Raw genomic sequence first — 25,877 nt, forward strand, 5'->3', positions numbered from 1 at the left:
ACCTCATCGCGAAGGGTGCGGTGTCAGGGACTGTGGCGGAGAAGGGGACTCCGCAGGGAGAACGGGGGCGGGGGACGAGCGGTGTTAGGGGGCTGCGGCGAGGAAGGGTAAGTTCGGCGAAGTGAGCCTCTTCAAGGACATACGCGAGTTTGTCGCCATTCCCAGACTGTTGTCGCTGCGGCTGTCTCCGGACGGCTCCCGATTGGTGTCCGTCGTCCAGTCGCTCAACCCCGACGGGAAGTCCTACGGCACCTCCATCTGGGAGGTGCCGGCCGAGCCCGGTGGCGAGGCGTTCAGGCTGACCCGCTCGGCCAAGGGGGAGACCGGCGCCCAGTTCACGGCCGACGGCGACCTGCTGTTCGTCTCGCGGCGCCCCGACGCCACCGTCAAGGACCAGCCCGAGGACCCCGGGAACGAGGCGCCCGCGCTGTGGCTGCTGCCCGCCAAGGGCGGCGAGGCGCGCAGGGTGGCGGACCGGCCCGGAGGCATCGGCGAGGTCCAGACCGGCGGCTCCGCCGTCGTCTTCAGCGCGGACGTGCTCCCCGGGGACGCCGCCTCGGAGGCCGAGCGCCGCAAGGCCAGGAAGGACGCCGGCATCAGCGCGATCCTCCACGAGGGCTACCCGATCCGCTTCTGGGACCACGACCTCGGCCCCGGGCGGACGCGGCTGTTCGCGGCCGGGCTGCCGGGCCTCGCCGAGCCGCGCGACCTGACCCCCGACCCGGGCGCCGCGCTGCTGGAGGCCTCCTTCGCGGTCACCTCCGACGGCTCGACCGTCGTCACCACGTGGGCCGTGCCGCTCCCCGCGGGCGGAGTCCGGTTCGAGCTGGCCGCGATCGACGTCGCCACGGGAGAGCGGCGCGTCGTGGCCTCCGACGCCGAGCACGACTTCGAGGGACCGGTCACGATCTCCCCCGACGGCCGCCACGTCGCCTGCCGGAAGACGCGCCGGGGCACCCAGGAGCGCGCCGTCGAGCACACGCTGTGGATCGGCCGCCTCACCTCCGGGGAAGAGACCGAGGACGGCGCGGCGGGGTACGGCGGGCACACCGCCGACCTGGTCGCCTCGTCCGTCGCATGGGCGCCGGACTCCGGCTCCCTCTACGCCGCCGCCGACCACCAGGGCAGGCGTCCGATCTTCAAGGTGGCCCTCACCGGCGAGTACGAGCGCCTCACGCCGGGGGACGGGGCGTACCTGCACCTGTGTCCCTCGCCCGATGGACGCCACCTGTACGCGCTGCGCAGCTTCCCCGACGCCCCGCCCGCTCCCGTGCGCCTCGACCTCGCGAGCGGCGAGACCGCCGAGCTGCCGTCCCCGGCGCCGAGGGTCACCGTCCCGGGGACGCTCACCGAGGTGTCCGCGGCCGCCGACGACGGCGTGGAGATCAGAGGCTGGCTCGTGCTGCCCGCCGGGGCCTCGGCCGACAATCCCGCGCCGCTGCTGCTGTGGGTCCACGGGGGCCCGGTCGCGAGCTGGAACGACTGGATGTGGCGCTGGAACCCGTGGATCATGGCCGAGCACGGCTACGCCGTCCTGATGCCCGACCCGTGCATGTCCACCGGCTACGGCCAGGAGATGATCCAGCGCGGCTGGGGCGACTGGGGCCCGCGCACCCACGCCGACCTGATGGCGATCACCGACGCGTGCGTCGCCCGCCCGGACGTGGACGGCGAGCGCACCGGCATGATGGGCGGGTCCTTCGGCGGCTACATGGCGAACTGGATCGCCGGGCACACCGACAGGTTCCGGGCCATCGTCACCCACGCCTCCCTGTGGAACCTTGAGCAGTTCGCCGGCACCACCGACGCCGCCGACTACTGGGAGCGGGAGTTCGGCCCCGTGGGGGCCGAGGTCTACCGCACGCTGTCGCCGCACCGGTGGCTCGGCGAGATCACCACTCCGATGCTGGTCATCCACGGCGACAAGGACTACCGCGTGCCTATCGGGGAGGCGCTGCGGCTGTGGTGGGACCTGCGCAGGTCGTCGGTGGAGTCGAAGTTCCTGTACTTCCCCGACGAGAACCACTGGATCCTCAAGCCGGGCAACGCCGTCGCCTGGTACGAGACCGTTCTGGCGTTCCTGGCGCACAACGTCCTCGGCGAGGACTGGAAGCGGCCGGAGTCGGTGGCATGACCGACTTCCTGCGGCTGGCGGCCGACATCGCCCGCGAGGCGGGGGACATGCTCCTCGCCAAGCGCCCGGCGCGCCCCGAGGCGATCGAGACCAAGTCCAGCAGGACCGACGTGGTCACCGCCCTCGACCGCGCCTCCGAGGAGCTGATCAGGCAGCGCGTCAAGGAGGCCAGGCCTGATGACGCCTTCCTCGGCGAGGAGGACGGCGAGACCGAGGGCGGGGAGAGCGGGGAAGGGCGCGTCCGCTGGATCGTCGACCCCATCGACGGCACGGTCAACTTCATGTACGGCCTGCCGGACTGGGCGGTGAGCATCGCCGTGGAGGTCGACGGCGAGGTCGTCGCCGGCGTGGTCAACGTGCCGCCGCGCGGCGAGCTGTACGCGGCGGCCAAGGGCGGCGGGGCCGAGCTGCTCCGCGAGGGCGTCCCGGCCGAGCGGCTGCGCTGCAACACGGGCATGCCGCTGGCTGAGGCGCTGATCGCCACCGGGTTCGGCTACCTGCCGAACCGCCGGGCCGTCCAGGCGGAGGTGCTCACGCACGTGCTGCCGGTCGTCCGCGACATCCGCCGGGGCGGGTCGTGCGCGGTCGACCTGTGCTCGGTGGCGGCGGGACGGGTGGACGGCTACTACGAGCGCGGCCCGCAGATCTGGGACTTCGCGGCCGGCGGCCTGATCGCCGTCGAGGCCGGGGCGAAGATCGGCGGCCTGCACGGCCGGCCGCACAGCCGCCGGCTCACGCTGTGCGCGCCGCCCGGCCTGTTCGAGGAGCTGCGCGACCTGCTCACCCCTTTGAACCCGGAACGCGACTGACGGACGCGCCGGGCGCGGCGCGGACGTGCGAAGGGCCCGCCCGCGGGTGCGGGCGGGCCCTGACGCCGTCGGCAGGGGGGCCGGTCAGCGCTGGATCGACACGCCGTTGTCGACGGCGATGCGCCGCAGATCCTCTATCTCGGCGGTGAGAGTGTCGGCGAGGAAGTCGTCGCCGCTCGTGCGCGCCTCCTGGAGGCCTTTATAGGCCTGGTCGAGCCGGTATGTGATCGTGCTGGTGAACTCGCCCATCTCACCTTCTTTCTCGAGGGGCGAAGGAGCAGTGTGGCCACGTACACCCTGGGGAGAGCACAACGTCTTCCCCGGGCGTGTGAGTGGGTCTAGCGGGTGTACCCACCGCCCTGTCGCGCTTAAACCAGGTATGCCCTATGTCCCTGGTGTGCTTTATGTCACGCGTCCGCCGCACTGTGGAGGCGTGCTTACCATGCGCTTAAGCCGAATGTGGCAACAATGAGCCTGCGAGGAGTACGGCCCGGGCGCGAGCGCGCCAGGCCGCAGGCAAGGGTTCGATCGCGCTAGGTCGGGACTACAGGAGGTGCCAGGGCCGTGCGAGTGCTTGTGGTGGAGGACGAGCGGGTGCTCGCGGACGCGATCGCGACGGGGTTGCGCCGGGAGGCGATGGCCGTCGACGTCGCCTACGACGGCGCGGGCGCGCTGGAGCGCACCGGGTACATCGACTACGACGTGATCGTGCTGGACCGCGACCTGCCGAAGATCCACGGCGACGAGGTGTGCCGGCGGCTGGTGGCCGGCCGCTCGGCCTCGCGCATCCTGATGCTGACCGCGTCCGGCGAGGTGGACGACAAGGTCGAGGGCCTGGAGCTCGGCGCCGACGACTACCTGGCCAAGCCGTTCGCGTTCATGGAGCTCGTGGCGCGCGTGCGGGCGCTCGGCCGCCGCTCGGCCCCCGCGCTGCCGCCGGTGCTGGAGCGCTCCGGCATCCGCCTGGACCCCGGCAAGCGCCTGGTGACCAGGGACGGCGCCGAGATCGCGCTCACCAAGAAGGAGTTCGCCGTCCTTGAGGAGCTGATGCGCGCCGAGGGCGCCGTCGTCAGCCAGGAGGATCTGCTGGACAAGGCGTGGGACGAGAACATCGACCCGTTCACCAACGTGGTGCGCGTCACGATGATGACGCTGCGCAAGAAGCTCGGTGAGCCGGCGGTGATCGAGACCGTGCCGGGAGTGGGTTACAAGCTGTGAGCGAGGAACGCGACGCGGCGCCCGCCCCTGACACCGGGCGCCCCACCTTCGCGGCGCCCCAGCCGGCCATCGTCCCGCCCGGGTCGCCGCTGCCGGCGGGAACGCAGGACGCGGACGCCGGTCCCGGCCCGGCCGCGCTCTCGGTCCGCGCGGGCGCGCAGAGCTCCCCCTTGGGGGCGGATGGCCGGCCGCCGGCCGCCGCCGGCCCCGTGGATGGGCAGCGTTCCGCGGTTTCCGGACCGTCCGTGGAGGGGCAGCGTTCCGCGGCTTCCCCGCCCGTGGGCGGGAGGCGGCCGGTCGGCGCCCGGCCGCCCGCGTCCGGCTCCGCGGGCGGAAGGCAGGGGCTCGCGGCGCGCCCCGCCGATCCCGGCCCCGGTACCGCCGCCCACGCGGCCACCCCCGCGACCGGCTGGCGCGTCGAACAGCTCGCGTCCGAGGGCACACGCCAGCCGTTCCGGCTGCGAACCTCGCCACCGCCGCCGAGCGGCCCGCCCGCCTGGGACGGCCCGCCGCCGATCGCGCCCAAGCCCGTGTCGCAGGATTTGCTCGTCCTGCTGAAGAGGCTCGCCAGCCGCATGAGCATCCGGGTGCGCCTGACGCTGACCTACGGCGCGCTCTTCTTCGGCGCAGGAGCGCTGCTGATCTTCGTGATCTACTCCTTCGTCGGTGGCGCCATCGACCAGGCGTGGCCGCAGTTCCCGGTCGCGGAGGACTGGCCGGCGCAGCAGGTGGTCTACGTGCAGCAGCAGTGGGCCTACCTCCGCCAGTCCACGATCGTGGCCGCGCGCGAGCACGTGCTCCACCGGTCGCTGCTGGCGCTCGGCGGCGTGGGCATCCTGGCGCTGATCCTCGGCTACTTCGTCGCCGACCGGGCCCTGCGCCCGATCCAGAAGATGACCACGACGGCCCGGCGGCTGTCCGAGACCTCCCTCGCCCACGAGCGCATCGACCTGCAGGGCCCCGACGACGAGATCAAGGAGCTCGCCGACACCTTCGACGCGATGCTCACCCGGCTCAACCGGGCCTTCGACGCCCAGCGGCGCTTCGTGGACAACGCCTCCCACGAGCTGCGCACGCCGCTGGCGATCAACCGCACCGTCCTTGAGGTGGCGCTCGGCGACTCCAGGGCCTCGGAGGACCTCAAGGTCCTGGGACGCACCCTGCTCGGCACCAACGCCAGGAACGAGCACCTCATCGAGGGCCTGCTGCTGCTCGCCCGCAGCGAACGCGAACTCGCCACCCGCAAGCCCGTCGACCTGCGCGACGTCGGGCAGACGGTGGTGGAACAGCACGCCTCCTTCGCCGACGAGACGGGGGTGAGCGTGCACGCCGACCTGCGTCCCGCCCCTACGATGGGCGACCCCGTCCTGCTGGAACGCCTGGTGGCCAACCTGGTGGAGAACGCGATCAAGCACAACGTCGGCGAATCTGGCGAAGTCTGGCTTCGTACGGGAATGGTGGACGGCACTCCGGTTGTTCAGGTGGCCAACACCGGGCCGCACGTTCCCGCGTACGAGGTGGACGACCTGTTCGAGCCGTTCAGGCGCCTCCACTCCGACCGTGTGGAATCAGCGCGCGGCGCGGGGCTAGGGCTCTCCATCGTGCGTGCGGTGGTCCGCGCTCACCAAGGGACTGTGAAGGCGATCCCGAGGGAAGGCGGGGGACTGGTGATGACGGTGAGGCTTCCCGCGAGCTGATACGGCGGGGGGCGTCTCGTCAGCGCCAGACATGTGGTTGGATGTGCCGTCGAACACGGTGGGTCCTGTCGCCAATGCTTAGGTTTTCGCCATATTTGGCTAACCGGGTGGCGAAGGCGGCAAGGCCCTCACGTGTAAGGAGGTTCGTCGACCGTTCCGACGGGGTACCGATTGCAAAATTCCCCGAGAGATGCGGGCACAAGATGGATCGCCCAGACGTTGTAGACGCGCGGCGCGCGACGCGCACCAATAGACGAGGGGGATGAATACAGATGGCCACCGATTACGACAGCCCGCGCAAGACCGACGACGACCTGAGTGAGGACAGCCTCCAGGAGTTGCAGGCGCGCAGGACCGACAAGTCCTCAGGCAGCATCGACATCGACGAGACCGATCTGGCCGAGTCGCTGGAGCTGCCGGGCGCCGACCTGTCGAACGAGGAGCTCTCGCTCCGGGTGATTCCCCGGCAGGCGGACGAGTTCACCTGCTCGCGCTGCTTCCTGGTGCATCACCGCAGCCAGCTCGCCTCCGACAAGGGCGGGCAGCAGATCTGCAGGGAATGCGCCGCCTGAGACTCTTGGAGGGTCCGTGACGTCTGGAACGGATCGAACACCGCAGGATGAACCCGGGCGGCCGGAGTCTCCGGCCGCGGGGCAGGAGACCAGAGCGGAAGCCGAGGTCGCCGAGCTCGTCGGCAGGCTTTCCGGCGGGGAGGACATGGATGGGGCCGAGCGGCGGCGGCTGCTCGGCCGCCTCAGCGCGTCGCTGGTGACGGCGCAGAGGCGGGCACGCAAGTCCGGCATCGCGCGGGGCCGCTGGCTCGCCGACATGTTCGCCGCCATCGCGCCGCGCCTGCCGATCCGTGACCTGGCGACGCTCCAGGACCACCACTACGGCCTCGTCGGGGACGCGCTGGCCGACGATCTCGTCCGCACCGCCGGCAAGGCCACGATGGCGGTCGGCGCCGTCGGCGGCGTGCTGGCGGCCGCCGAGTTCGCCGCGCCGCCGCTGCTGTTGTCGGCCCCGGCGCAGCTCGTGGCCGAGACGCTCGTGGTCGCCGCCATCGAGGTCAAGCTCATCGCCGAGCTGTACGAGGTGTACGGCGTCCAGGTGCCCGGCAGCGGCAGCCAGCGGGCGATGGCGTTCACGGTCGCCTGGTCCAAACAGCGGGGGGTCGACCCGCTGGCTCCGGCGACGGTGCAGGTCGCACTCGGCGCCGCGGCCAAGGCCGCCTTACGCAACCGGCTGATGCGCACCCTGGGCCGTCACCTGACGACGTTGGGTCCCTTCCTGACCGGCGCGGTCGCCGGGGGCGCGCTCAACAGGGCCGCCACCAGGCGCCTCGCGCAGGCGGTGCGGGCCGACCTCCAACGCCAGCGAGCCCTTCCGCCCCCAGACTGACCCCACACCCCTTCACTCCCCGGCACCTCTTCCCTCCCGACCCCCTGAACCTTCACTCCGGGCACCCTTCACTACGACACCCCGTCACCGCGCGAATCCGCGGCGCCCCTCCACCCCCGCGACCCTTCACTGCCGCACCCTTCACCTCGCCGCATCCGCGGCGCTCCTACATCTCGCAGATCCCCTGGTTCCCACCTCCACCCCGGCCCCGCCCCGGTCTCGCCGTGACCCCCGCGAGAGCCCGGTTCTCTCCAGGCCCCCTCCGGGCCCCCGTTCCCGAGGCCGTCCGCCACCTGAGGCCGCGTACAGAGAGCCACAGCCGGTTTCGTAAGGTGGTCATGAACCGATCACAAGGGAGCGAGGGAGGACATGTGCGCAGCTCATTTCTGATCGTCGCGAACCGGTTGCCCGTGGACAGGACCGTCGCGGCGGACGGCTCCGCCAGCTGGCGGCGCAGTCCCGGGGGTCTGGTGACGGCGATCGCGCCCGTGATGCAGCGTCGCGACGGCGCGTGGCTGGGCTGGCACGGTGCTCCGGACGAGGAGCTCAAGCCCTTCGAGCACGACGGCATGAACCTCATCCCCGTCCCGCTCTCGGCCAACGAGGTCGAGATGTACTACGAGGGGTTCTCCAACGCGACCTTGTGGCCGCTCTACCACGACGTGGTGGCCACCCCGGTCTACTCCCGAGTGCTGTGGGACGCCTACCGAGCCGTCAACGAGAGGTTCGCGCGGGCGGCGGCGGACGCGGCCGCCGAGAACGCCGTCGTCTGGGTCCAGGACTACCAGCTCCAGCTCGTCCCGGCGATGCTGCGGGCCCTGCGCCCCGACCTGCGCATCGGCTTCTTCCTGCACATCCCTTTTCCGCCCGCCGAGCTGTTCTGGCAGCTCCCGTGGCGGCGCGAGATCCTGGAAGGGCTGCTCGGCGCCGACCTGGTGGGCTTCCAGCGGCCCGGCGGCGCCTCCAACTTCATCCGGCTGTGCCGCCGCCAGCTCGGCCTGCAGAACCAGCGCCAAGAGATCTTCTTCGGCGACCGCGCCGTGCGGGCCGAGGCGTTCCCGATCTCGGTGGACTTCGGCGAGCTCGACTCGCTGGTGCGCGAGCCGCACATCCTCGCCCGCGCCAAGGAGATCCGCGCCGAGCTCGGCGAGCCCGAGCACGTCCTGCTCGGCGTCGACCGCCTCGACTACACCAAGGGCATCGGCCAGCGGCTGAAGGCGTTCGGCGAGCTGCTCGCCGACAAGACGATCAGCCCGGGCGAGGCGGTGTTCGTCCAGATCGCCACGCCCAGCCGCGAGCGCGTCGAGACCTACCGGCACCTGCGCGACGAGATCGAGCTGCGGGTCGGGCGCATCAACGGCCAGCACGGCGTGCTCGGCGTCCCGCCGCTGAACTACTTCCACCAGTCCTACGACCGCGACGAGCTGGCCGCCCTGTACTGCGCCGCCGACGTCATGGTGGTGACGCCGCTGCGCGACGGCATGAACCTGGTCGCCAAGGAGTACGTCGCCTGCCGGCACGACCTGCGGGGCGCGCTGGTGCTCAGCGAGTTCGCCGGCGCGGCCGACGAGCTCAAGCACGCCTTCCTGGTCAACCCCTACGACGTCGAGGGGCTCAAGAGGCAGATGGTCGCCGCCATGCGGGCGACCCCGCACGAGCTGTCGCGGCGGATGCGCTCCATGCGCCGCCGCGTCGCCACCTACGACGTCGACCGGTGGGCGGGGGAGTTCCTGGCGGACCTGGAGCGCTGACCCGGCCTACGACCCGACGACTCGCTCGGCCTTCGCGGGGAGGGCCTTCCACGCCTGGTACCTCTTGTGGGCCGAGCGGGTCGCCACGATGCGGGCGACCTCCATGCCCACGCCCAGCACCACCGCGAAGCCGACCGCCTCGGCGAGGCCGGTCTCCAGCGAGTTGGGGTCGGCCGGCGGCTTCTTGCCCGTGGTCTTCTGCCAGCCGAACTCGATGGCCTTGCGGGTGGCGTACCCGACGCCCAGCGCGACCACCGCGCCGATGAGCCGCCACGCCATGTCGGGCTTCTCGACCTCGTCTGCTTTGGCCATGACTTCTCCCCTCGTCGATCTAGATGAACCCTAGCCCCTCGTGCCGGGGGGCGGCGTGACGCCATACCATAGGGCGCCATGACCGAACAGCGACTGCGCCATGCCACCGTTCCCGAAAGGCCCTCTCTCGATGGCCTGGAGCCGGTATGGGTAGCCCGCTGGGAGGACGAGGGCACCTACCGCTTCGACCGGGCCAAGACCCGCGAGCAGGTCTACTCCATCGACACGCCGCCGCCGACCGTCTCGGGCGCCCTGCACGTCGGCCACGTCTTCTCCTACACCCACACCGACACCATCGCCCGCTTCCAGCGCATGCGCGGACGCGAGGTGTTCTACCCGATGGGCTGGGACGACAACGGCCTGCCCACCGAGCGCCGCGTGCAGAACCACTTCGGCGTGCGCTGCGACCCCTCGCTGCCCTACGACGAGGGGTTCAGGCCGCCGGACAAGCCCGACCCCAAGCGCCAGGTCCCCGTCTCGCGGCGCAACTTCATCGAGCTGTGCGAGCGCCTCACCAAGGAGGACGAGAAGGCCTTCGAGGAGCTGTGGCGGCATCTGGGCCTGTCGGTCGACTGGTCCCTGACCTACGCCACGATCGACGCGGCCTCCCGCGCCGCCTCCCAGCGCGCGTTCCTGCGCAACCTGGCGCGCGGCGAGGCGTACGTGGCCGAGGGGCCCACCCTGTGGGACGTGACGTTCCGCACGGCCGTCGCCCAGGCCGAGCTGGAGGACCGCGAGTGGCCGGGCGCCTTCCACCGCGTCAGGTTCGGCGGGGTGCCCGGCACGCCGTACGCCGACGGCGTCCACATCGAGACCACCCGCCCTGAGCTGATCCCGGCCTGCGTGGCCCTGGTGGCCCACCCCGACGACGAGCGCTACCAGCCGCTGTTCGGCAAGACGGTGAGCACGCCGCTGTTCGGCGTGCGCGTGCCGGTGCTCGCCCACCGGCTGGCCGAGCGCGACAAGGGCTCGGGCATCGCGATGATCTGCACCTTCGGCGACGTCACCGACGTCGTCTGGTGGCGCGAGCTCGACCTGCCGACCCGGCCGGTCATCGGCTGGGACGGCCGCATGCTGGCCGAGCCGCCCGAGAGCGTCCCGGCGGGCACGTACGCCGAGCTGGCGGGGAAGACCACCCACTCCGCCCGCGAGCGCATCGTCGAGATGCTCCGCGAGTCGGGCGAGATCGAGGGCGAGCCGCGCAAGATCTCCCGCCCGGTGAAGTTCTACGAGAAGGGCGACCGGCCGCTGGAGATCGTCACCACCCGCCAGTGGTACATCCGCAACGGCGGGCGGGACGCCGAGCTGCGGCAGGCGCTGCTCGAACGCGGCGACGAGCTGCGGTGGCACCCGCCGCACATGCGGGTGCGCTACGAGAACTGGGTGCGGGGCCTGGCCGGCGACTGGCTGATCTCCCGCCAGCGGTTCTTCGGCGTGCCCATCCCCGTCTGGTACCCGCTGGACTCCGAGGGCGACCCCATCCACGACGCGCCGATCGTGCCGCCCGAGAGCGTCCTGCCGGTCGACCCCGCAAGCGACGTGCCGCCCGGCTACGCCGAGGACCAGCGCGGCAAGCCGTTCGGCTTCGCCGCCGACCCCGATGTCATGGACACCTGGGCGACCTCCTCGCTGTCCCCGCAGATCGTCTCGGGCTGGGAGCGCGACGACGACCTGTACCGGCGGGTCTTCCCCATGGACCTGCGGCCGCAGGCGCACGAGATCATTCGCACGTGGCTGTTCGCCTCGGTGGTCAGGGCGCACCTCGAAAGCGGCGTGCTGCCCTGGCGCGACGCCGCGATCTCCGGCTGGATCCTCGACCCCGACCGCAAGAAGATGTCCAAGTCCAAGGGCAACGTCGTCACGCCCATGGGCCTGCTGCGCGAGTACGGCTCCGACGCGGTGCGCTACTGGGCGGCGGGCGGGCGGCCGGGCACCGACACGGCGTTCGACACCGGTCAGATCAAGGTCGGCCGCCGCCTGGCCATCAAGATCCTCAACGCCTCCAAGTTCGTGCTGGGCCTCGGCGAGGCCGCCGGCGACGGCGAGGTCACCGAGGCGCTCGACCGGTCGATGCTCGCGCGGCTGGCCGGGGTGGTCCAGGAGGCCACGGCCGCCTTCGACTCCTACGAGTACACCCGGGCACTGGAGGTCACCGAGCGGTTCTTCTGGGAGTTCTGCGACGACTACCTGGAGCTGGTCAAGGCCCGCGCCTACGGGACCGACGCCGGGGCGCTGTCGGCGCGCGCCGCGCTGCGGCGGGCGCTGCAGGTCATGCTGCGGCTGTTCGCGCCGTTCCTGCCGTTCGTCACCGAGGAGGTCTGGTCCTGGTGGCGCGAGGGCTCGGTGCACCGCGCCTCCTGGCCGGCGGCAGCCGAGCTGGACGCCTCCGGGGATGACGCCTCCGGGGATCCGCGGGTGCTCGCCGCCGCGTCCGAGGTGCTCCGCGAGGTCCGCAAGGCCAAGTCCTCGGCCAAGCTGTCCATGCGGGCCGAGGTGGCGCGGCTGGCCGTCCGCGGCGCCGCCGCCGACATGGTGCGGGCCGCGCAGGACGACCTGTGCGCGGCGGGAACGGTCGAGGAGTTCGCCCTCGAACCGGGCGACGGAGAGCTCAGCGTCACAGTCACCCTCGCCGCCGCGGCCACCGGATAGGGCATTCACCTGCGCAAAAGGCATTTCGGGCGGTCGTGACCGGGGAGAAGGCAGGCCATCTCTTGATCCAGGCCGTAACGTGCGCGCGTTCGGCCGCCTGACATGCCAGTCTGTAATGGTGATCGCGGAACAGGAGACCGACGGGCGCAACGTGCCACCCGTGCTGTCCGCCATGGCGGCGTGGAGCTGGCGGCTCATCGTCATCGGCGTGGTGATCTACTTCTCCGCGCAGATCACCGTTCACCTCAGCTTCGTCGCGCTGCCGCTGGCGGTCGCGCTGCTGCTGACCGCCCTGCTGTTCCCGCTCACCGACCGGCTGCGCAAGGCGGGCCTGCGCCCCATCTGGGCGACGTGGTTCACCATGCTGTTCGCGTTCGCCGTGCTGGTCGCCGTCGGCTTCATCATCGGCACGCGCGCCAACGACGAGTTCCCCGGGCTGGTCGCGCAGGTCCAGAAGACCGCACGCGACGTCCAGAACTGGCTGCTGACCGGACCGTTCCACCTCAAGCAGGCCCAGCTCACCGGCATGGTCGACGAGATCGTCAAGCAGGTCAACGAGCAGCGCAGCGCCATCACCAGCACCCTGCTCTCCACCGCGGCGGCCTTCATCGAGGTGCTCGCCTCGATCGTGCTGCTGCTGTTCGTCACCTTCTTCCTGCTCAAGGACGGCGACCGCATCTGGTCGTGGTTCCTGCGCGGCTTCGGCTCCGCCTCGCCCCGGGTCGACCGGGCCGGCCGTGCCGCCTGGCACACCCTCTCGCAGTACATCCACGGCACGGTCATCGTCGCCGCCATCCACGGTGTGATCATCGGCATCGTGCTGTTCGCCATGAGAGTGCCGCTGTGGGCGCCGCTCGCGGTGCTGATCTTCCTGGCGAGCTTCATCCCGATCATCGGCATCTTCATCGCCGGGGGCCTGGCCGCCCTGGTGACGCTCGGCGCCCAGGGGCCGATCCTCGCCCTGGTCTTCGTCGGCATCCTCGTCGTCGAGCAGCAACTGGAGAACCACGTCCTCCAGCCGATGATCGTCGGACGGGCCGTGAAGTTCCACCCGCTCGCGATCATCCTGGTGCTGGCCATCGGCGGCATCCTCGGCGGCATCGCCGGCGCGGCGATCGCGGTGCCGATCGCCGCGGTGGTCTACCGCGCCCTGCCCGAGCTTCGCAGGCGCCCGCCCGAGCTGCCGCCCGCCGTCGCGCAGGAGCCCGCCCCCGAGGGGCCGCGCCCCGGCCCCGGGGAGCCCTCCGCGCCGCGCCGGCCGGGGTCCGGCGAGCCGCGTCCGGCGGGCCCCGAAGGCCCGTCCGCGCCGCCCGAGCGCCCCGCGTCCGCCGGCGACCGCGCGCCCGGCGCGGGGGAGGACGTGTCGCCGCAGCACAGCGGGTAAGGTCTCCGTTCGTGACACCTTGCACGCCCGTTCGGCCCCGGTACGCTTCAGGGCGTACTTTGAGGCTGAGGGGCCGGTTCGTGCCTCCGCGGGCCGCCGCGCCGGGGTGCCGGTCCGGGTGGGCGTTCTGCGGTCCGGCAGGCGAGGTCACACCGACGTCAGCCGAGCGCGGCTCCACGACCACGAGGTGAATTCCATGATCGAGGTGCTGATCCAGCGACTCGACCCCGAGCTTCCACTCCCGTCGTACGCCCACCCGGGCGACGCGGGGGCCGACCTGCACGCAGCCGCGGACGTCGAGCTGCTGCCGGGCGAGCGGGCCGTCGTGGGCACCGGCGTGGCCATCGCGCTGCCCGACGGGTACGCGGCCTTCGTGCACCCGCGTTCGGGCCTCGCCGCCCGCTTCGGCGTGACGCTGGTCAACGCGCCCGGCACGGTCGACGCCGGGTACCGCGGCGAGATCAAGGTGACGCTGATCAACACCGACGCCAAGGACGCCGTCCGGTTCCGCCGGGGCGACCGCATCGCCCAGCTCGTCGTCCAGCGGGTGGAGAAGGCGGCCTTCTACGAGGTGGAGCGGCTCCCCGGGTCGGCGCGCGGCGCCGACGGGTTCGGCTCCACCGGCCGATAAGTCGATAAGGAGTGTGAACGAAGTGTTCCGACGCCGCCGTCATGCGGAGCAAGAAGAGACGGCACCGGCCGCCGAGGCGCCGGCCCCCGCCCGCGAGTCGGGACCGTGGGACGCCGACGAGCCCCATCCCGAGACCGAGCGGGTCGATCTCGGCGGCATGCGGGTGCCCATCGGCCCGGGGTTCGAGATCCAGCTCAACGTCGCAGGCGACCAGATCGTCGGCGCCGTCGTGCTCGTCGAAGAGAGCGCCCTGCAGGTGCACGCGTTCGCCGCCCCCAAGAAGAGCGGCATCTGGGACGAGGTCCGCGGCGAGCTGTCGCGCGAGCTGACCGCCGCCGGCGGCGCCTGCGAGCAGCGGCAGGGGCCGTTCGGCGCCGAGCTGTCCGCCGAGATCAAGCAGGACGGCGCCACCCAGCCGGTGCGGTTCATCGGCGTCGACGGCCCGCGCTGGTTCCTGCGCGGGGTCATCAGCGGCCGTGCCATCACCGACTCCGACGCCGCCAAGACCCTTGAGGACGTCATCCGCGACATCGTGGTGGTCCGCGGCGAGCAGCCCATGGCGCCCAAGGAGCCGATCGAGCTGCGGCTGCCCGCCGAGGCCCGCCAGGCCGTCGAGCACCAGGCCGCGCAGGAGGGCCGTCCCGACCTCAATCCGTTCGAGCGCGGGCCCGAGATCAGCGAGGTTCGCTGACGTAAGCTGCGGGCAGGATGGTCCAGACCACAGGGCTCGCGAGGAGTTGAACACAGATGAGTACGGCAGAGCCCGTCAAACGGGGGCTGCGCGGTTTCCTGCGGCGGCTGACCACCAGCCAGGCCGAGCTGGAGGCCGCGGAACTCAAAGAGGACCTCGACCAGTACGGGGCGACGCCCATCGCCTCCTGCGCCCAGCGCAGGAGGTTCTGCGTGGCCGGCACCCTCCGCACGGTGACGCTGCGCCCACGGGGCGGCGCCCCGTCTCTTGAGGCCGAGCTGTACGACGGGTCGGACGTGATCGACCTGGTCTGGCTGGGCCGCCGCAAGATCGTCGGCATCGAGCCCGGCCGCATGGTTTGCGCCGAAGGGCTCGTCAGCATCCAGGACGGCCGTAAGGTGATGTTCAACCCTCGTTACGAGCTGCGGCCGGCGAGCGGCCAGTGACCACGGTCCCACCAGGCGAGGAGACCCATGACCATGCAGCCGCCGAAGGGCGCGACGGCGATGGGAGCGCGTTCGTGAGCACCTCCGCTGAGACGGCACGCGACGCGGCGGCGCACGACACCGTCGAGGCCGCCATCCGTGCCCAGCTCGCCAAGGCGCTCGGCGGCGTGCGCGGCATCGTCGAGGCCGCCGTGCCGACGGTCGCCTTCACCGTCTGCTGGATCGTCACCGAGCAGCTCAAGACCTCGCTGATCATCAGCATCGGCGCGGCCGTCCTGCTGCTGGTGGTGCGGCTGGCGCAGCGCTCGACGCCGCAGTTCGTGCTCAACAGCCTCGTCGGCATCGGCATCGGCGCCCTGTTCGCGTCGCGCACGGGCGAGGCGAAGGACGTCTTCGTGCCGGGCATGCTCTACAACGCGGGTTACGCCGCGGCCATGATGCTGTCGGTCGCCGTCCGATGGCCGGTGGTCGGGTTCCTCATCGGCTCGGTCACCGGCGACCCGACCGGGTGGCGGCGCGACCCCGGCATCGTCCGGCTCTGCTCGCGCCTGACGTGGCTGCTCATCCTGCCGTGCCTGCTGCGGGTGGCCGTGCAGTACCCGCTCTACCTGGCCGACCAGGTCGCCGCTCTCGGCGTGGCGAAGATCGCGCTCGGCTGGCCGCTGCAGGTCGCCGGGCTCGCCGCCATGGTCTGGGTGCTGGCGCGCGGCCGCACCCCGATCTCCCCGCCGCCGCCCGCTGCGGGCGGCTGACCCCGGCGCCCCGCCCCCCGAGACCCGCCGCCGAGGCGGGCCAGGGGGACGGTCGGCGCGGCGGCGGTGTCAGTGCGGGGACAGAAGGTGCGCGAGGTCCTCCTCGACCTCCTGGCTGGCCACGAACAGCAGCTCGTCCCCGGCCTCCAGCGGGTCGTCGTCCGAGGGCACCAGCACCCGGCCCTCGCGCAAGATCGCCACCAGCGCGGAGTCCTGCGGCCAGGGCACCGAGCCGGCCCGCTGGCCGACGACCGGGGCGTCGTCGGGAAGCGTGAGCTCCACCAGGTTGGCCTGACCCTGCCGGAACGTCATCAGCCGCACCAGGTCGCCCACGCTGACGGCCTCCTCGACCAGCGCCGAGAGCAGGCGCGGGGTGGACACCGCGACGTCCACGCCCCACGACTCGTTGAACAGCCACTCGTTCTTCGGGTGGTTGATGCGGGCCACCACCCGGGGGACGCCGTACTCGGTCTTGGCCAGCAGCGACACGACCAGGTTCACCTTGTCGTCACCGGTGGCGGCGATCACCACGTGACAGGCGTTCAGGGCCGCCTCGTCCAGCGAGGAGATCTCGCACGCGTCCGCGAGCAGCCACTCGGCCTGCGGCACACTGTCGATCTTGATGGCCGACGGGTCGGCGTCGATGAGCAGGACCTCGTGGCCGTTCTCCAGCAACTCGGCGGCGATGGACCGGCCGACCGCCCCCGCGCCCGCGATCGTGACGCGCATCAGTGCGACTCCTCCTCGGGCGCCGCGGACAGCGCCTTGTTGATCCGGTCCATGTCGGTGTCGGCGGCGATCACATGGAGGAGGTCGCCCTCCTGGAGCAGCGTGTCCTCCTTGGGCAGCAGCGCCTCGCCCATGCGGTTGATGAACGCGACCCTGGTGCCCGCGAGCTCCTGCAGCGTCTTGGTGCGGGTGCCGATCCAGCCGGGGTGGTAGGCCACCTCGGCGAGCGTGACGGTGCCGGTGGGGTCGCGCCACAGCGGCTCGGCGCCCTCGGGCAGCACCCGCCGCAGGATCTGGTCGGCGGTCCACCGGACGGTCGCCACCGTCGGGATGCCGAGGCGCTGGTACACCTCGGCCCGGCGCGAGTCGTAGATGCGGGCGACCACGTTGTCCACGCCGAACGTCTCGCGCGCGACGCGGGCGGAGATGATGTTGGAGTTGTCGCCGCTGCTCACGGCGACGTACGCGGCGGCCGACTCGATGCCGGCCTCTTCCAGCACGTCGCGGTCGAAGCCGACGCCGGTGACACGGCGCCCGCGGAAGCCCGCACGCAGCCGCCGGAACGCCTGAGGGTCCCTGTCGATGATGGCGACCGAGTGGCCGCTGTCCTCGAGGATGTGGGCCAGAGTCGATCCGACCCGGCCGCATCCCATGATGACGATGTGCATGCTCCCCCGCCGTTGGCATCGAGCGGCAACTCTGGACGTTATACAGCTACCAGCCCAAGTATGGCCGGTTGTGGGAGCGCCATGTGATGCGCACCTCACATGAGGACTAGCATCGTCACTCGTGGTCAAGGTTGCAGATATGGTCAAGCGGCTACTTGTGGGGCAGGCGCTGCGCAGTGCGCAGGCTCATGAGCAGTTGCTTCCCAAGCGCATCGCGCTGCCGGTGTTCGCCAGCGACGCGCTTTCCTCGGTGGCGTACGCCCCGCAGGAGATCCTCATCACGCTCGGCATCGCGGGCATCGCCGCCTACCACTTCACCCCGTGGATCGCCCTGGCGGTCGTGGTGATCCTGCTGACGGTCGTCGCGTCCTACCGGCAGAACGTCCGCGCGTACACCAGCGGCGGCGGCGACTTCGAGGTGGCGACCGAGAACCTCGGGTCCAACCAGGGGCTGGTCGTGGCCAGCGCGCTCATGGTGGACTACGTGCTCACCGTCGCGGTGTCGGTCTCCTCGGGCGTGGAGAACCTCGGCGCGGCGCTGCCGTTCCTGGCCGACCGCAGGGTCGCCGCGGCGGTCGTCATCGTCGCCCTGCTGACGCTCATGAACCTGCGCGGCATCCGCGAGTCGGGCCTGGCCTTCGCCATCCCCACCTATGCCTTCATGCTCAGCGTGTTCGGCCTGATGATCTGGGGCGGGGTCCGGCTGGCGTTCGGCACCCACTTGACCGCGCCCACGGCCGGCTACACGGTCACGGGTGAGAGCGTCGGCGTGGGCGGCTTCGCCCTGATCTTCCTGCTGTTGCGCGCGTTCTCCTCAGGCTGTGCCGCGCTGACCGGCGTCGAGGCCATCAGCAACGGCGTCCCGGCCTTCAGGAAGCCGAAGGGCAAGAACGCCGCGAACACGCTGCTGGCGCTCGGCGCGCTGGCCGCGACGATGTTCGTCGGCATCACCGCCCTGGCGTACGTCACCGGCGCCAAGTTCGCCGACCCCTCCCAGGGCAGCACGCTGCTCGACCGGTCGGGCAACCCCGTCGAGAACCCCGCCCCGGTGATCGCGCAGGTCGCGCAGACGGTCTTCAGCAACTTCCCTCCCGCCTTCTACTTCATCACGGCGATGACCGCGCTCATCCTCGTGCTCGCCGCCAACACCGCCTTCAACGGCTTCCCGGTGCTCGCCTCGGTGCTCGCGCAGAACCGCTATCTGCCGCGCCAGCTCCACACGCGCGGCGACCGCCTGGCCTTCAGCAACGGCATCGTGATCCTGGCCACGATGGCCGGGCTGCTGATCTACGCCTTCGAGGCCGAGACCACCCGCCTGGTGCAGCTGTACATCGTCGGCGTGTTCGTGTCCTTCACGATCAGCCAGACCGGCATGGTGCGGCACTGGAACCGGCTGCTGCGCACCGAGGACGACGCCAAGAAGCGCGGGCAGATGCGGCGCTCCCGCGCGATCAACGCCTTCGGCGCGGCGGTCACCGGCCTGGTGCTGATCGTCGTCCTGATCACCAAGTTCACCCACGGCGCGTGGATCGCCTGCGCCGCCATGGCCCTGCTGTTCCTGATGATGCGCGGCATCCGGGGGCACTACGACAACGTGGCCACCGAGCTGACCGTGCCGGAGGACCAGCAGGTCGACGAGTCCATGCTCCCGGCCAGGAACCACGCCATCGTCCTGCTCTCCAAGATCCACAAGCCGACGCTGCGCGCCCTGTCCTACGCACGGGCCACCCGCCCTTCGACGCTGGAGGCGATCAGCGTCGCCGTCGACACCGACGAGGCCCGGCAGCTGCAGAGCGAATGGGAGGAGCGGGGCATCCCGGTGCCGCTGAAGATCCTCGACTCGCCCTACCGCGAGATCACCCGGCCGGTGCTCGAATACGTCAAGAGCCTGCGTCGCCGTTCGCCGCGCGACGTCGTCACCGTGTTCATCCCCGAGTATGTCGTGGGCCACTGGTGGGAACACCTGCTTCATAACCAGAGTGCACTGCGGCTGAAGGGCAGGCTGCTCTTCCAGCCCGGCGTGATGGTCACCAGCGTTCCCTGGCAGCTGGCCTCCTCCGACCGGCTCAAGGGCCGGCCGGAGTCGTTCGCCCCCGGCTCGGTCCGCCGGCCGTACGCTGTGGCACGTAAGGATGACCAGGTGAAGACGTGAGCGGGGGGACCGGAGTGCCGATCGAACTCAACGTTGAGCGCGTCGCCAACGGTGGATGGTGCGTCGCCAGACACGAGGGCCGGGTGGTGTTCGTCCGCCACGCCCTGCCCGGCGAGCGCGTGCTGGCCGAGGTCACCGAAGAGACCACGCGGTTCCTGAGGGCCGACGCCGTCGAGATCCTCGACCCGTCCCCCGACCGCGTCACCCCGCCGTGCCCGTTCGCCGGGCCGGGCCGCTGCGGCGGCTGCGATTGGCAGCACGTCACTCTGGACGCCCAGCGCCGCCTCAAGGGCGAAGTCGTCGCCGAGCAGCTCCAGCGGCTCGCCGGCATCGACATGAAGGTCGACGTCGAGGAGGTCCCGGGCGCGGCCAAGGGGCTCGGCTGGCGCACCCGCGTCCAGTTCGCGGTCACCCCCGACGGCGTTCCCGGGCTGCGCCGCCACCGCTCCCACGAGATCGAGCCGGTCGACGCCTGCCTGATCGCCCACAAGGAGGTCGAGCGCGTGGGCGTCGAGCGCGCCGACTGGCGCGGCGCGGCCGCCGTGGAGGCCATCGCCACCTCCACGGGCGAGCGGGCGGTCGTCGTCACGCCCAGGTCCCACCGCACGGTCGCGATGCCCGACCTCAGCGCGGAGGCCTACGTCCTGGTCGACGAGGGCCGCGGCCACGCCCGCGCCGTGCGGGGGCGCACGGCGCTCACCGAGCGGGCCGGCGGGCGCGACTTCCAGGTCACCGGCAGCGGCTTCTGGCAGGTCCACCCCGGCGTGCCCGGCGTGCTGACCGAGGCCGTGCTGGAGTTCGCCGCCGTCCGGCCGGGCGACTGGGCGCTCGACCTCTACTGCGGCGTCGGCCTGTTCGCGGCCGCCCTGGCCGAGGCGACCGGGCCCGAGGGAGCCGTGCTCGGCATCGAGTCCGACGCCCGCGCCGTGCAGGACGCCCGCCACAACCTGCGCGAGCTGCCGCAGGCGCGCATCGAGCGCGGCCGGGTCGAGGACGCCCTCGACCGGCTCGGCGTCGAGCGGGCCGACGTGGTGGTCGCCGACCCGCCCCGCACCGGGCTCGGCCGCGACGTGGTCGGCCGCGTCGCCGGTCTGGACGCCGCCCGCATCGTCTATGTCTCCTGCGACCCCGCCACCCTGGCCCGCGACCTGTCCTGGTTCGCCGACCACGGCTACCCGGCCGTCGACCTGCGCGCCTTCGACGCCTTCCCGATGACCCACCACGTCGAGACCGTGGTCCTCCTGGTCAAAGACGTGATTTAGCCTCTGACCAGCAGTGATGCAACACGGCCGCCGTCGCCGTCGCCTACGGCGCCCACCCGGGGTCCCGCCTGGGCGGAGTAGGTGTTCTTCCGGGACCGCGCCACGCGGGGGTGTCACCACCACGCCCAGGCCGCCGTGGCGTCGTCGTGCGCCTTCGCTCCTGCGGGCGCGCCCAGTGCGTGCTCGGCCTCCCGCACCTGCGCGATCAACGCGCCGGGGCCGGCGTTGGCCGCGGTCTCGGCCAGGCGCTCCCAGGTGTGGCCGTACCAATCGACCAGCCGGGTGACACCGTCCGTGACCAGCAGGACGCCGCTCAGCCCGGCGGCCTCGACCGAGCCCGACACCGCTTCGCCGGCCGCCTCCGGCCGCGCGCCGGCCACCCAGAACCCTCCCGGCCGGTTACGCAGCGACCGGACCAGCCGCAGGCTGTACGGCCGTCCGCCCGGGAGGTGGTCGAGGCGGTCGTCGTGGACCACCGTCACCGCGCCGTCCCTGCCGTACAGGGCGATGGGAGAGTCGCACAGCACGAGATAGTCCAGCCTCTCGTCCCGCCGCCGGGCCATGGCCACCGTGGAGGACGGCGAGTCCGCGTTCTCCAGGTCGCAGGCGCCTCCGTGGGCGGCCGCCGCCTCGCCGATCGCCGCGGCGAGGATGTGCCGCAGGTCGGCGTCCGGCCCGCTGACGAGCCCACGTGCCAGCTCGGTGCCCAGCCGTGCGACGTACCAGGCGACATCGTGCCGGCAACCGGAGTCCACCCCCGCCGCGGCCGTCGCCCCGTCCAGGACGACGACCCAGTCGGGACCGGCGATCACGAAGTCCTCGTTACGGCGGCCCGCGACGGGAGCGGCCGCCGAGGAGAAGGTGACGCGCAAGGAGATCAGGTGTCGTGGTCGGGGACGCGCTCGCTGGCGCCGTAGATGGGGCCGCGTGCGCGCTGAAGCAGGCCGGTCGGGGGCAGGCCGGGGACGGGGTTGCGGACGGGATCGAAGCGGGTCGGCTCGGCCGCGTCCGACCGGGCGGGGCCGGTGAGCGTCAGGGTGCCGAACCGCTCCCAGGGGCCGAGGGGAGAGGCGACCACCAGGTCGAACCGCAGTGGTCCCGCCTCCGCGGCCCGCCCGAGCGCCTTCAGGCTCGCCGGCGGGCCGGGGCGTCTCGCGATCGCGCCCAGCAGGACATGGCCGCCGCCGGCCGCGTACGGGAGGAGCGAGCCGTACATGCCCGGCGCCCATCTGGTCGCGGGGCGCAGCAGGCGGCGGCCAAGCAGGGTGTGACCTGTGGTGGCGAGCAGGAGTTCCGCGGTGCCGCCGTCGCCGACGACGGCGGGGATCTCCCAGCGCAGGGCCAGGCCGAGGATGTCCGGCAGAGGGGGCGGCAGGCCGGCGGCGCGGGACAGGCGGGCGACACCTCGGAGTTCCGCCGGCTCGTCGAGGAAGGCGGCGCCCCGGCGGCGAGAGGCGCCGTGCAGGGTGAGCGTGGCGTCGAAGACCAGCCCGGCGGGGTGCAGCGGCCGCCCGTGGCGAAGCCGCGCGACCGCCTGGAACATCGCCGCCACCTTGCCGACGACCGCGGCCACGACCGGCCGGACCGGCCCGCCCTCTCCCCACCCGGACGGGCCGGCCGGTCCGATCTCCGACCGTCCGGGCGGCCGGACCCGCGTGCCATGGTCCCGCTGGTGTGAGAGCTCTCGATGTCCCCGCACGCGTTCCTCCTACGGCCCGAACGCGGATGTCCCGGGATGTCCGCTCAACTCTGCGCTACCCCAGGGCGGGCGCGCGAATCCCACGCGAGGCGGGACGCCCGGAGAGGAAAGAATCACGGGAAACAGGCATTTGCTCTGTCTTGACCTGCGATTTCTTATCATTCCAGGCATGTCGCGATGGGTCGGGGGACAGGGATACGAGGTCGAGCCGATCAGGTTGGACGGCCGGACACTGCTGCGGGTGCGCCAGCACGGGGTTCTGGTCGCCTACTGCCGCTCGGTCGCCGAGGTGGCGTCCTACGTGGACCTGGACGAGCTGGTCGAACTCGTCGTCCTGCCACAGGCCGCCACCCGCGGCCGGGATTGAGTTTCCTCACGCGCATGACCCCCATCGACGCCGGGCCGGGGAAGGCCATCGCGCGCGACGCGACCACGGCCGGGTGCGGCCCGCACGCCGGCGTCCACATCGCTCAGGATGGTGGCGCGGAGGTGGCCGCGTCATCGGCGCATTCGCCCACTCCGGCATGACAGACCTGGCTGATCTGGGGATCGGCGGAGATTCGGGTGGCCTTGGCGGCCGCTCGCTCGGATCGGATTCCTGATGGAACCACATCGTCGCGAAGCGGCCGCACCTCCACACGCCCCGTCGCATAGCCGCGATCATGGACCGGTCGTGCACGGCTGCCTATCGTGATGCTTCACGCTTCGCGTGCCTGAGCCGTCGTCGGTTCGCCCGATCGGCGGGAGTCACACCGTGAGCCGGGCGGCGCCGAGGTCGCAAGGCCGCGGACTAACGAGCTCCGGTCGCGGGAGGCTGGACCGCGGCCGGTCGGCCGGGTGCCTGCTCATTCGGCCGCCGTGGGTCACGCAGGAGTGGTTGGCCCGGCCGTTGCAGGCCACCCGCGATCGGCAGCGCCGGCGCCGGCAGGGTGTGCGGTCGCGGCCCTGACGGGGGACGGGGAACGGGGACCGGCCTGGGGTAGTGCGGGTGGTGCCTCGGGTACCAGCCCGGCCGGTGGTACGGCGGGTACGGGATGACGTACGGAGGCGTGACCGGGTAGCCGCCGGTGGCGGCGACGCATTCGTACTGCGGGCAGGGCAGGGTGTAGCACTGCTTGGGCGAGTACACGCAGACGTAGCCGGGTGGGCACAGCACTTCGCCGCAGCCCTCCGGCGAGTACGGTGTGCACGCGGTCCGGGGGGCCGAAGCCGCGGCGGACGATGTCGGCGCCATCGCCGATTCGGCGGAGGCCGGGCGGCCCGCGTCGGCCGAGGCGGTCAACGCAGAGAATGGCAGCCCCGCGAGGGCCGCCGTGATGACGAACGTTGTTCGGATCATGATGAATCCCTGAACCCTTCTTGGTTCCAAGATGAACCCCCGCCCGAACCCGCCGGACAACCGTGGGTTCGCCGGTATCTCGTGACAGGCCTCGCGACCTACCGAGATCGTCGCATTCGCCGGCCGGTATCCATCGGCAGCCACGGCATTAGCGGGGCCAGGAAACGGTAAGAATGGCGGCTGCCGGAAGAAGGCTCTGCGGCCACGAGCGCCCATCTACCGCTATGCGGCCGATTGTCAGCAATGTAGTGCTTCTGGTTGATTGCACCTTTTTGTGGGAGCGCCGGTAGTGGTTTCCGACGCTGCGTTCAAGGCCGACGTCCGCCTGGCCGGAACTAAGACGGTTCGACGGGTGCGGGACGGTATCATCTGCGGACCGTGTCCGCTGCGGACGGACGGCATATTTCCCGGAGGCGTCGGTCTGACGACCATTGACGCACCGGGGGTCCCTTCGGCGGGGAGGCATCATTATGACACCAGGCCCCCCGGTCGCGGCGAACGTCGCGCAGCAGGAGAAATGTGATGGCTTTCTCGGCTCGAAAAGAGCTGATGGGCCGAATACGGTAGCGAGTATCGCCAAGCGGAACGTCCACTTCGTCATGCCGGTCGTCGGTGTCGAACCATCCGTCGAGGACATCAGGGGACCGTCGCGAACGCCTCCCTGACGGCCCCGCGTTCTGAACGGCCGGCATCGCGGCGGTCCTGGGAGTTCGTTCGTCGCCGTTCGGCCGGGAGGACCCCCACCGGCGCGGTGCCCCTTCGCGGTATCCGGGCACGCCATCGTCCTGCGTTCCCTTGGCCGCCTGCCGCGCCCGGTGTTCTCCCTGCCGCTACGACGGCCGCGCCGGAGAAGACGCCGTGACATTCTGCGGCGGCCGTTGACCCGTGCAATCTGGGCGACTCGCCGCGAATATCGATATGGCGAGCTTACGGCGGCGTTCATCGATGGTTTTGGGCGCGATGTCGGGTGGGCGGTTGGGCCGGGCGGGGAAAGCGAACTTAATGACATCATCATCCTGGCAAAGAGCCGCGCGTGCGAGTGCTTCATCTCGAATCTCGAGGAGAGAATGAAGAGTGGCTACATTGATGAGACGGACCCTGCTGGGCGGCGCGCTCGCCGGGGTCGTTATCGTTTACTCACCTGCGGTGGCAGGTGCCGAGGCAAAGACTCCCTGGCCGCCAGGTCAGACGGTCATCGACTATACGGCGAGCAGCACATACTTCGGAGCACCGGTGTGGGGCCATTTGGTGGTCCATCGCGAGTGTGTTCCCCTGTTCTGCCCGTCGCCGAGCGTTCAAGTGGTCAGGCCGCAGGCCGCCCCGGTCGCGCCCGGCACGATCCCGCTGTGCGCATGGCTTCACCTTCCCCAATCGCTCTGCAAGGTGCCGCCGGGTCCTGCCGGTCCTCCCGGACCGGCAGGACCCAGGGGTCTCCCGGGACGTCCTGGGGCGGACGGTGCTCCTGGCCCCGCTGGTCCTGAGGGTCCCGCCGGTCCTCAGGGGCCGGAGGGTCCTGCCGGTCCCGCCGGTCCCGAGGGTCCTGCCGGTCCTGAGGGTCCTGCCGGTCCCGCCGGTCCTGAGGGTCCCGCCGGTCCTGAGGGTCCTGCCGGTCCTGAGGGTCCTGCCGGTCCTGAGGGTCCCGCCGGTCCTGAGGGTCCTGCCGGTCCTGAGGGTCCCGCCGGTCCTGCCGGTCCTGCCGGTCCTGCCGGTCCTGAGGGTCCTGAGGGTCCTGCCGGTCCTGAGGGTCCCGAGGGTCCTGAGGGTCCTGCCGGTCCCGAGGGTCCTGCCGGTCCCGCCGGTCCACAGGGGCCAGAGGGTCCTATCGGTCCTGAGGGTCCTGAGGGTCCTGAGGGTCCTGAGGGTCCGCAGGGTCCCCCCGGCTCTTCCGGTCTGACGGCGGTGCCTACCGGTGCTCCGCAGATCACCGGGTTCACCCTGTACCCGGATTCGTGTACTGGAGCACTGGGGTTCGGGCTGGTATACCCCATGTGCGGTTGATCCCGCTCGATGCCTGCCAAGTGAGATGATCGAAGAGGTGGGGGGGGGGGGGGGGGGAACCCCCCCCCCCTTGTCCCCACAAGCTCGGGAGCTGGAACCCGGGGACCGTTGGGTTGGTTGTTCCGACGTGGAAAACCAACAGTCCCTCCCCCCAC

The 25,877-nt window shown here is 71.6% G+C and carries 23 protein-coding genes; 17 read left to right on the top strand and 6 right to left on the bottom strand.

The window, feature by feature from the left end; genetic code table 11:
• The first annotated feature begins 121 nt into the window (after positions 1-121).
• Entirely contained in the window at positions 122-2,134 is a 2,013-nt protein-coding gene (locus ACZ6QO_RS01170; protein ID WP_465846482.1) for a S9 family peptidase, read from the top strand.
• Positions 2,131-2,943, top strand: coding sequence for an inositol monophosphatase family protein (locus tag ACZ6QO_RS01175; RefSeq protein WP_465846483.1), 813 nt, complete (start codon positions 2,131-2,133; stop codon positions 2,941-2,943). Before ACZ6QO_RS01170 ends, ACZ6QO_RS01175 begins: the two co-directional genes overlap by 4 nt.
• Before the next feature lie 84 nt (positions 2,944-3,027).
• Here ACZ6QO_RS01175 and ACZ6QO_RS01180 read toward each other — a convergent pair whose 3' ends face one another.
• A complete protein-coding gene (locus ACZ6QO_RS01180; RefSeq protein ID WP_465846485.1) occupies positions 3,028-3,192 on the bottom strand; it encodes a hypothetical protein in 165 nt (54 codons plus the stop codon).
• 315 nt (positions 3,193-3,507) lie between these two features.
• On the opposite strand from ACZ6QO_RS01180, the gene ACZ6QO_RS01185 reads away from it, so the two are divergent.
• The 5 genes from ACZ6QO_RS01185 to ACZ6QO_RS01205 all read left to right on the top strand — a co-directional run bounded on the left by ACZ6QO_RS01185 (position 3,508) and on the right by ACZ6QO_RS01205 (position 9,010).
• Positions 3,508-4,161, top strand: coding sequence for a response regulator transcription factor (locus ACZ6QO_RS01185; RefSeq protein ID WP_465846487.1), 654 nt, complete (start codon positions 3,508-3,510; stop codon positions 4,159-4,161).
• Positions 4,162-4,619: 458 nt separating this feature from the next.
• Entirely contained in the window at positions 4,620-5,858 is a 1,239-nt protein-coding gene (locus tag ACZ6QO_RS01190; RefSeq protein WP_465847220.1) for a sensor histidine kinase, read from the top strand.
• 272 nt (positions 5,859-6,130) lie between these two features.
• The gene (locus tag ACZ6QO_RS01195) at positions 6,131-6,430 is read left to right on the top strand and encodes a DUF4193 domain-containing protein (protein WP_114029376.1); all 300 of its coding nucleotides are present in this window, start codon (positions 6,131-6,133) and stop codon (positions 6,428-6,430) included.
• Between the two features lie 16 nt (positions 6,431-6,446).
• Positions 6,447-7,259: a hypothetical protein gene (locus tag ACZ6QO_RS01200; RefSeq protein WP_465846488.1), complete on the top strand. Its 813-nt coding sequence runs from the start codon at positions 6,447-6,449 to the stop codon at positions 7,257-7,259.
• 371 nt (positions 7,260-7,630) lie between these two features.
• Positions 7,631-9,010: an alpha,alpha-trehalose-phosphate synthase (UDP-forming) gene (locus tag ACZ6QO_RS01205; protein WP_465846489.1), complete on the top strand. Its 1,380-nt coding sequence runs from the start codon at positions 7,631-7,633 to the stop codon at positions 9,008-9,010.
• Between the two features lie 6 nt (positions 9,011-9,016).
• Here ACZ6QO_RS01205 and ACZ6QO_RS01210 read toward each other — a convergent pair whose 3' ends face one another.
• Positions 9,017-9,322 (bottom strand): DUF4235 domain-containing protein, encoded by a 306-nt coding sequence (locus ACZ6QO_RS01210; RefSeq protein ID WP_465846491.1) that lies wholly within the window; start codon positions 9,320-9,322, stop codon positions 9,017-9,019.
• 78 nt (positions 9,323-9,400) lie between these two features.
• Between ACZ6QO_RS01210 and valS the strand changes: the two genes are divergently transcribed.
• The 6 genes from valS to ACZ6QO_RS01240 all read left to right on the top strand — a co-directional run bounded on the left by valS (position 9,401) and on the right by ACZ6QO_RS01240 (position 15,875).
• On the top strand, positions 9,401-11,971 hold the full coding sequence (valS, locus tag ACZ6QO_RS01215; protein WP_465846492.1) for a valine--tRNA ligase: 2,571 nt from the start codon (positions 9,401-9,403) through the stop codon (positions 11,969-11,971).
• 115 nt (positions 11,972-12,086) lie between these two features.
• Positions 12,087-13,355 carry an AI-2E family transporter gene (locus ACZ6QO_RS01220; protein WP_465846494.1) on the top strand — a complete coding sequence of 423 codons (1,269 nt, stop codon included), beginning with the start codon at positions 12,087-12,089 and terminating at the stop codon, positions 13,353-13,355.
• Between the two features lie 196 nt (positions 13,356-13,551).
• The gene (dut, locus tag ACZ6QO_RS01225; RefSeq protein WP_465846496.1) at positions 13,552-13,986 is read left to right on the top strand and encodes a dUTP diphosphatase; all 435 of its coding nucleotides are present in this window, start codon (positions 13,552-13,554) and stop codon (positions 13,984-13,986) included.
• 22 nt (positions 13,987-14,008) lie between these two features.
• On the top strand, positions 14,009-14,677 hold the full coding sequence (locus tag ACZ6QO_RS01230) for a DUF3710 domain-containing protein (RefSeq protein ID WP_465846497.1): 669 nt from the start codon (positions 14,009-14,011) through the stop codon (positions 14,675-14,677).
• Positions 14,678-14,733: 56 nt separating this feature from the next.
• A complete protein-coding gene (locus ACZ6QO_RS01235; protein WP_465846498.1) occupies positions 14,734-15,123 on the top strand; it encodes an OB-fold nucleic acid binding domain-containing protein in 390 nt (129 codons plus the stop codon).
• Between the two features lie 74 nt (positions 15,124-15,197).
• Entirely contained in the window at positions 15,198-15,875 is a 678-nt protein-coding gene (locus tag ACZ6QO_RS01240) for a DUF3159 domain-containing protein (RefSeq protein ID WP_465846499.1), read from the top strand.
• A 69-nt stretch (positions 15,876-15,944) separates the two neighbouring features.
• Here the strand turns inward: ACZ6QO_RS01240 and ACZ6QO_RS01245 are convergent, their stop codons facing one another.
• Positions 15,945-16,604, bottom strand: coding sequence for a potassium channel family protein (locus tag ACZ6QO_RS01245; RefSeq protein WP_465846500.1), 660 nt, complete (start codon positions 16,602-16,604; stop codon positions 15,945-15,947).
• Positions 16,604-17,272, bottom strand: coding sequence for a potassium channel family protein (locus ACZ6QO_RS01250; RefSeq protein WP_465846501.1), 669 nt, complete (start codon positions 17,270-17,272; stop codon positions 16,604-16,606). The genes ACZ6QO_RS01245 and ACZ6QO_RS01250 overlap by 1 nt, the downstream gene beginning before the upstream one ends.
• A gap of 139 nt (positions 17,273-17,411) precedes the next feature.
• Here ACZ6QO_RS01250 and ACZ6QO_RS01255 point away from each other — a divergent pair, with 139 nt between their 5' ends.
• Entirely contained in the window at positions 17,412-19,424 is a 2,013-nt protein-coding gene (locus ACZ6QO_RS01255; RefSeq protein ID WP_465846502.1) for an APC family permease, read from the top strand.
• Positions 19,421-20,686, top strand: coding sequence for a class I SAM-dependent RNA methyltransferase (locus ACZ6QO_RS01260; protein WP_465846504.1), 1,266 nt, complete (start codon positions 19,421-19,423; stop codon positions 20,684-20,686). The genes ACZ6QO_RS01255 and ACZ6QO_RS01260 overlap by 4 nt, the downstream gene beginning before the upstream one ends.
• Before the next feature lie 113 nt (positions 20,687-20,799).
• Here the strand turns inward: ACZ6QO_RS01260 and ACZ6QO_RS01265 are convergent, their stop codons facing one another.
• Positions 20,800-21,558, bottom strand: coding sequence for a protein phosphatase 2C domain-containing protein (locus ACZ6QO_RS01265; protein ID WP_465846505.1), 759 nt, complete (start codon positions 21,556-21,558; stop codon positions 20,800-20,802).
• 5 nt (positions 21,559-21,563) lie between these two features.
• Positions 21,564-22,385: a hypothetical protein gene (locus ACZ6QO_RS01270; protein WP_465846507.1), complete on the bottom strand. Its 822-nt coding sequence runs from the start codon at positions 22,383-22,385 to the stop codon at positions 21,564-21,566.
• A gap of 169 nt (positions 22,386-22,554) precedes the next feature.
• Here ACZ6QO_RS01270 and ACZ6QO_RS01275 point away from each other — a divergent pair, with 169 nt between their 5' ends.
• Together ACZ6QO_RS01275 and ACZ6QO_RS01280 are read left to right on the top strand one after the other, a co-directional pair.
• Complete coding sequence (locus tag ACZ6QO_RS01275; RefSeq protein ID WP_465846509.1) at positions 22,555-22,752, top strand: transposase; 198 nt, start codon at positions 22,555-22,557, stop codon at positions 22,750-22,752.
• Positions 22,753-22,766: 14 nt separating this feature from the next.
• Complete coding sequence (locus tag ACZ6QO_RS01280) at positions 22,767-22,913, top strand: hypothetical protein (protein WP_465846510.1); 147 nt, start codon at positions 22,767-22,769, stop codon at positions 22,911-22,913.
• Positions 22,914-25,877: the final 2,964 nt, after the last annotated feature.

The organism is Sphaerisporangium sp. NPDC049457 (assembly GCF_055586705.1).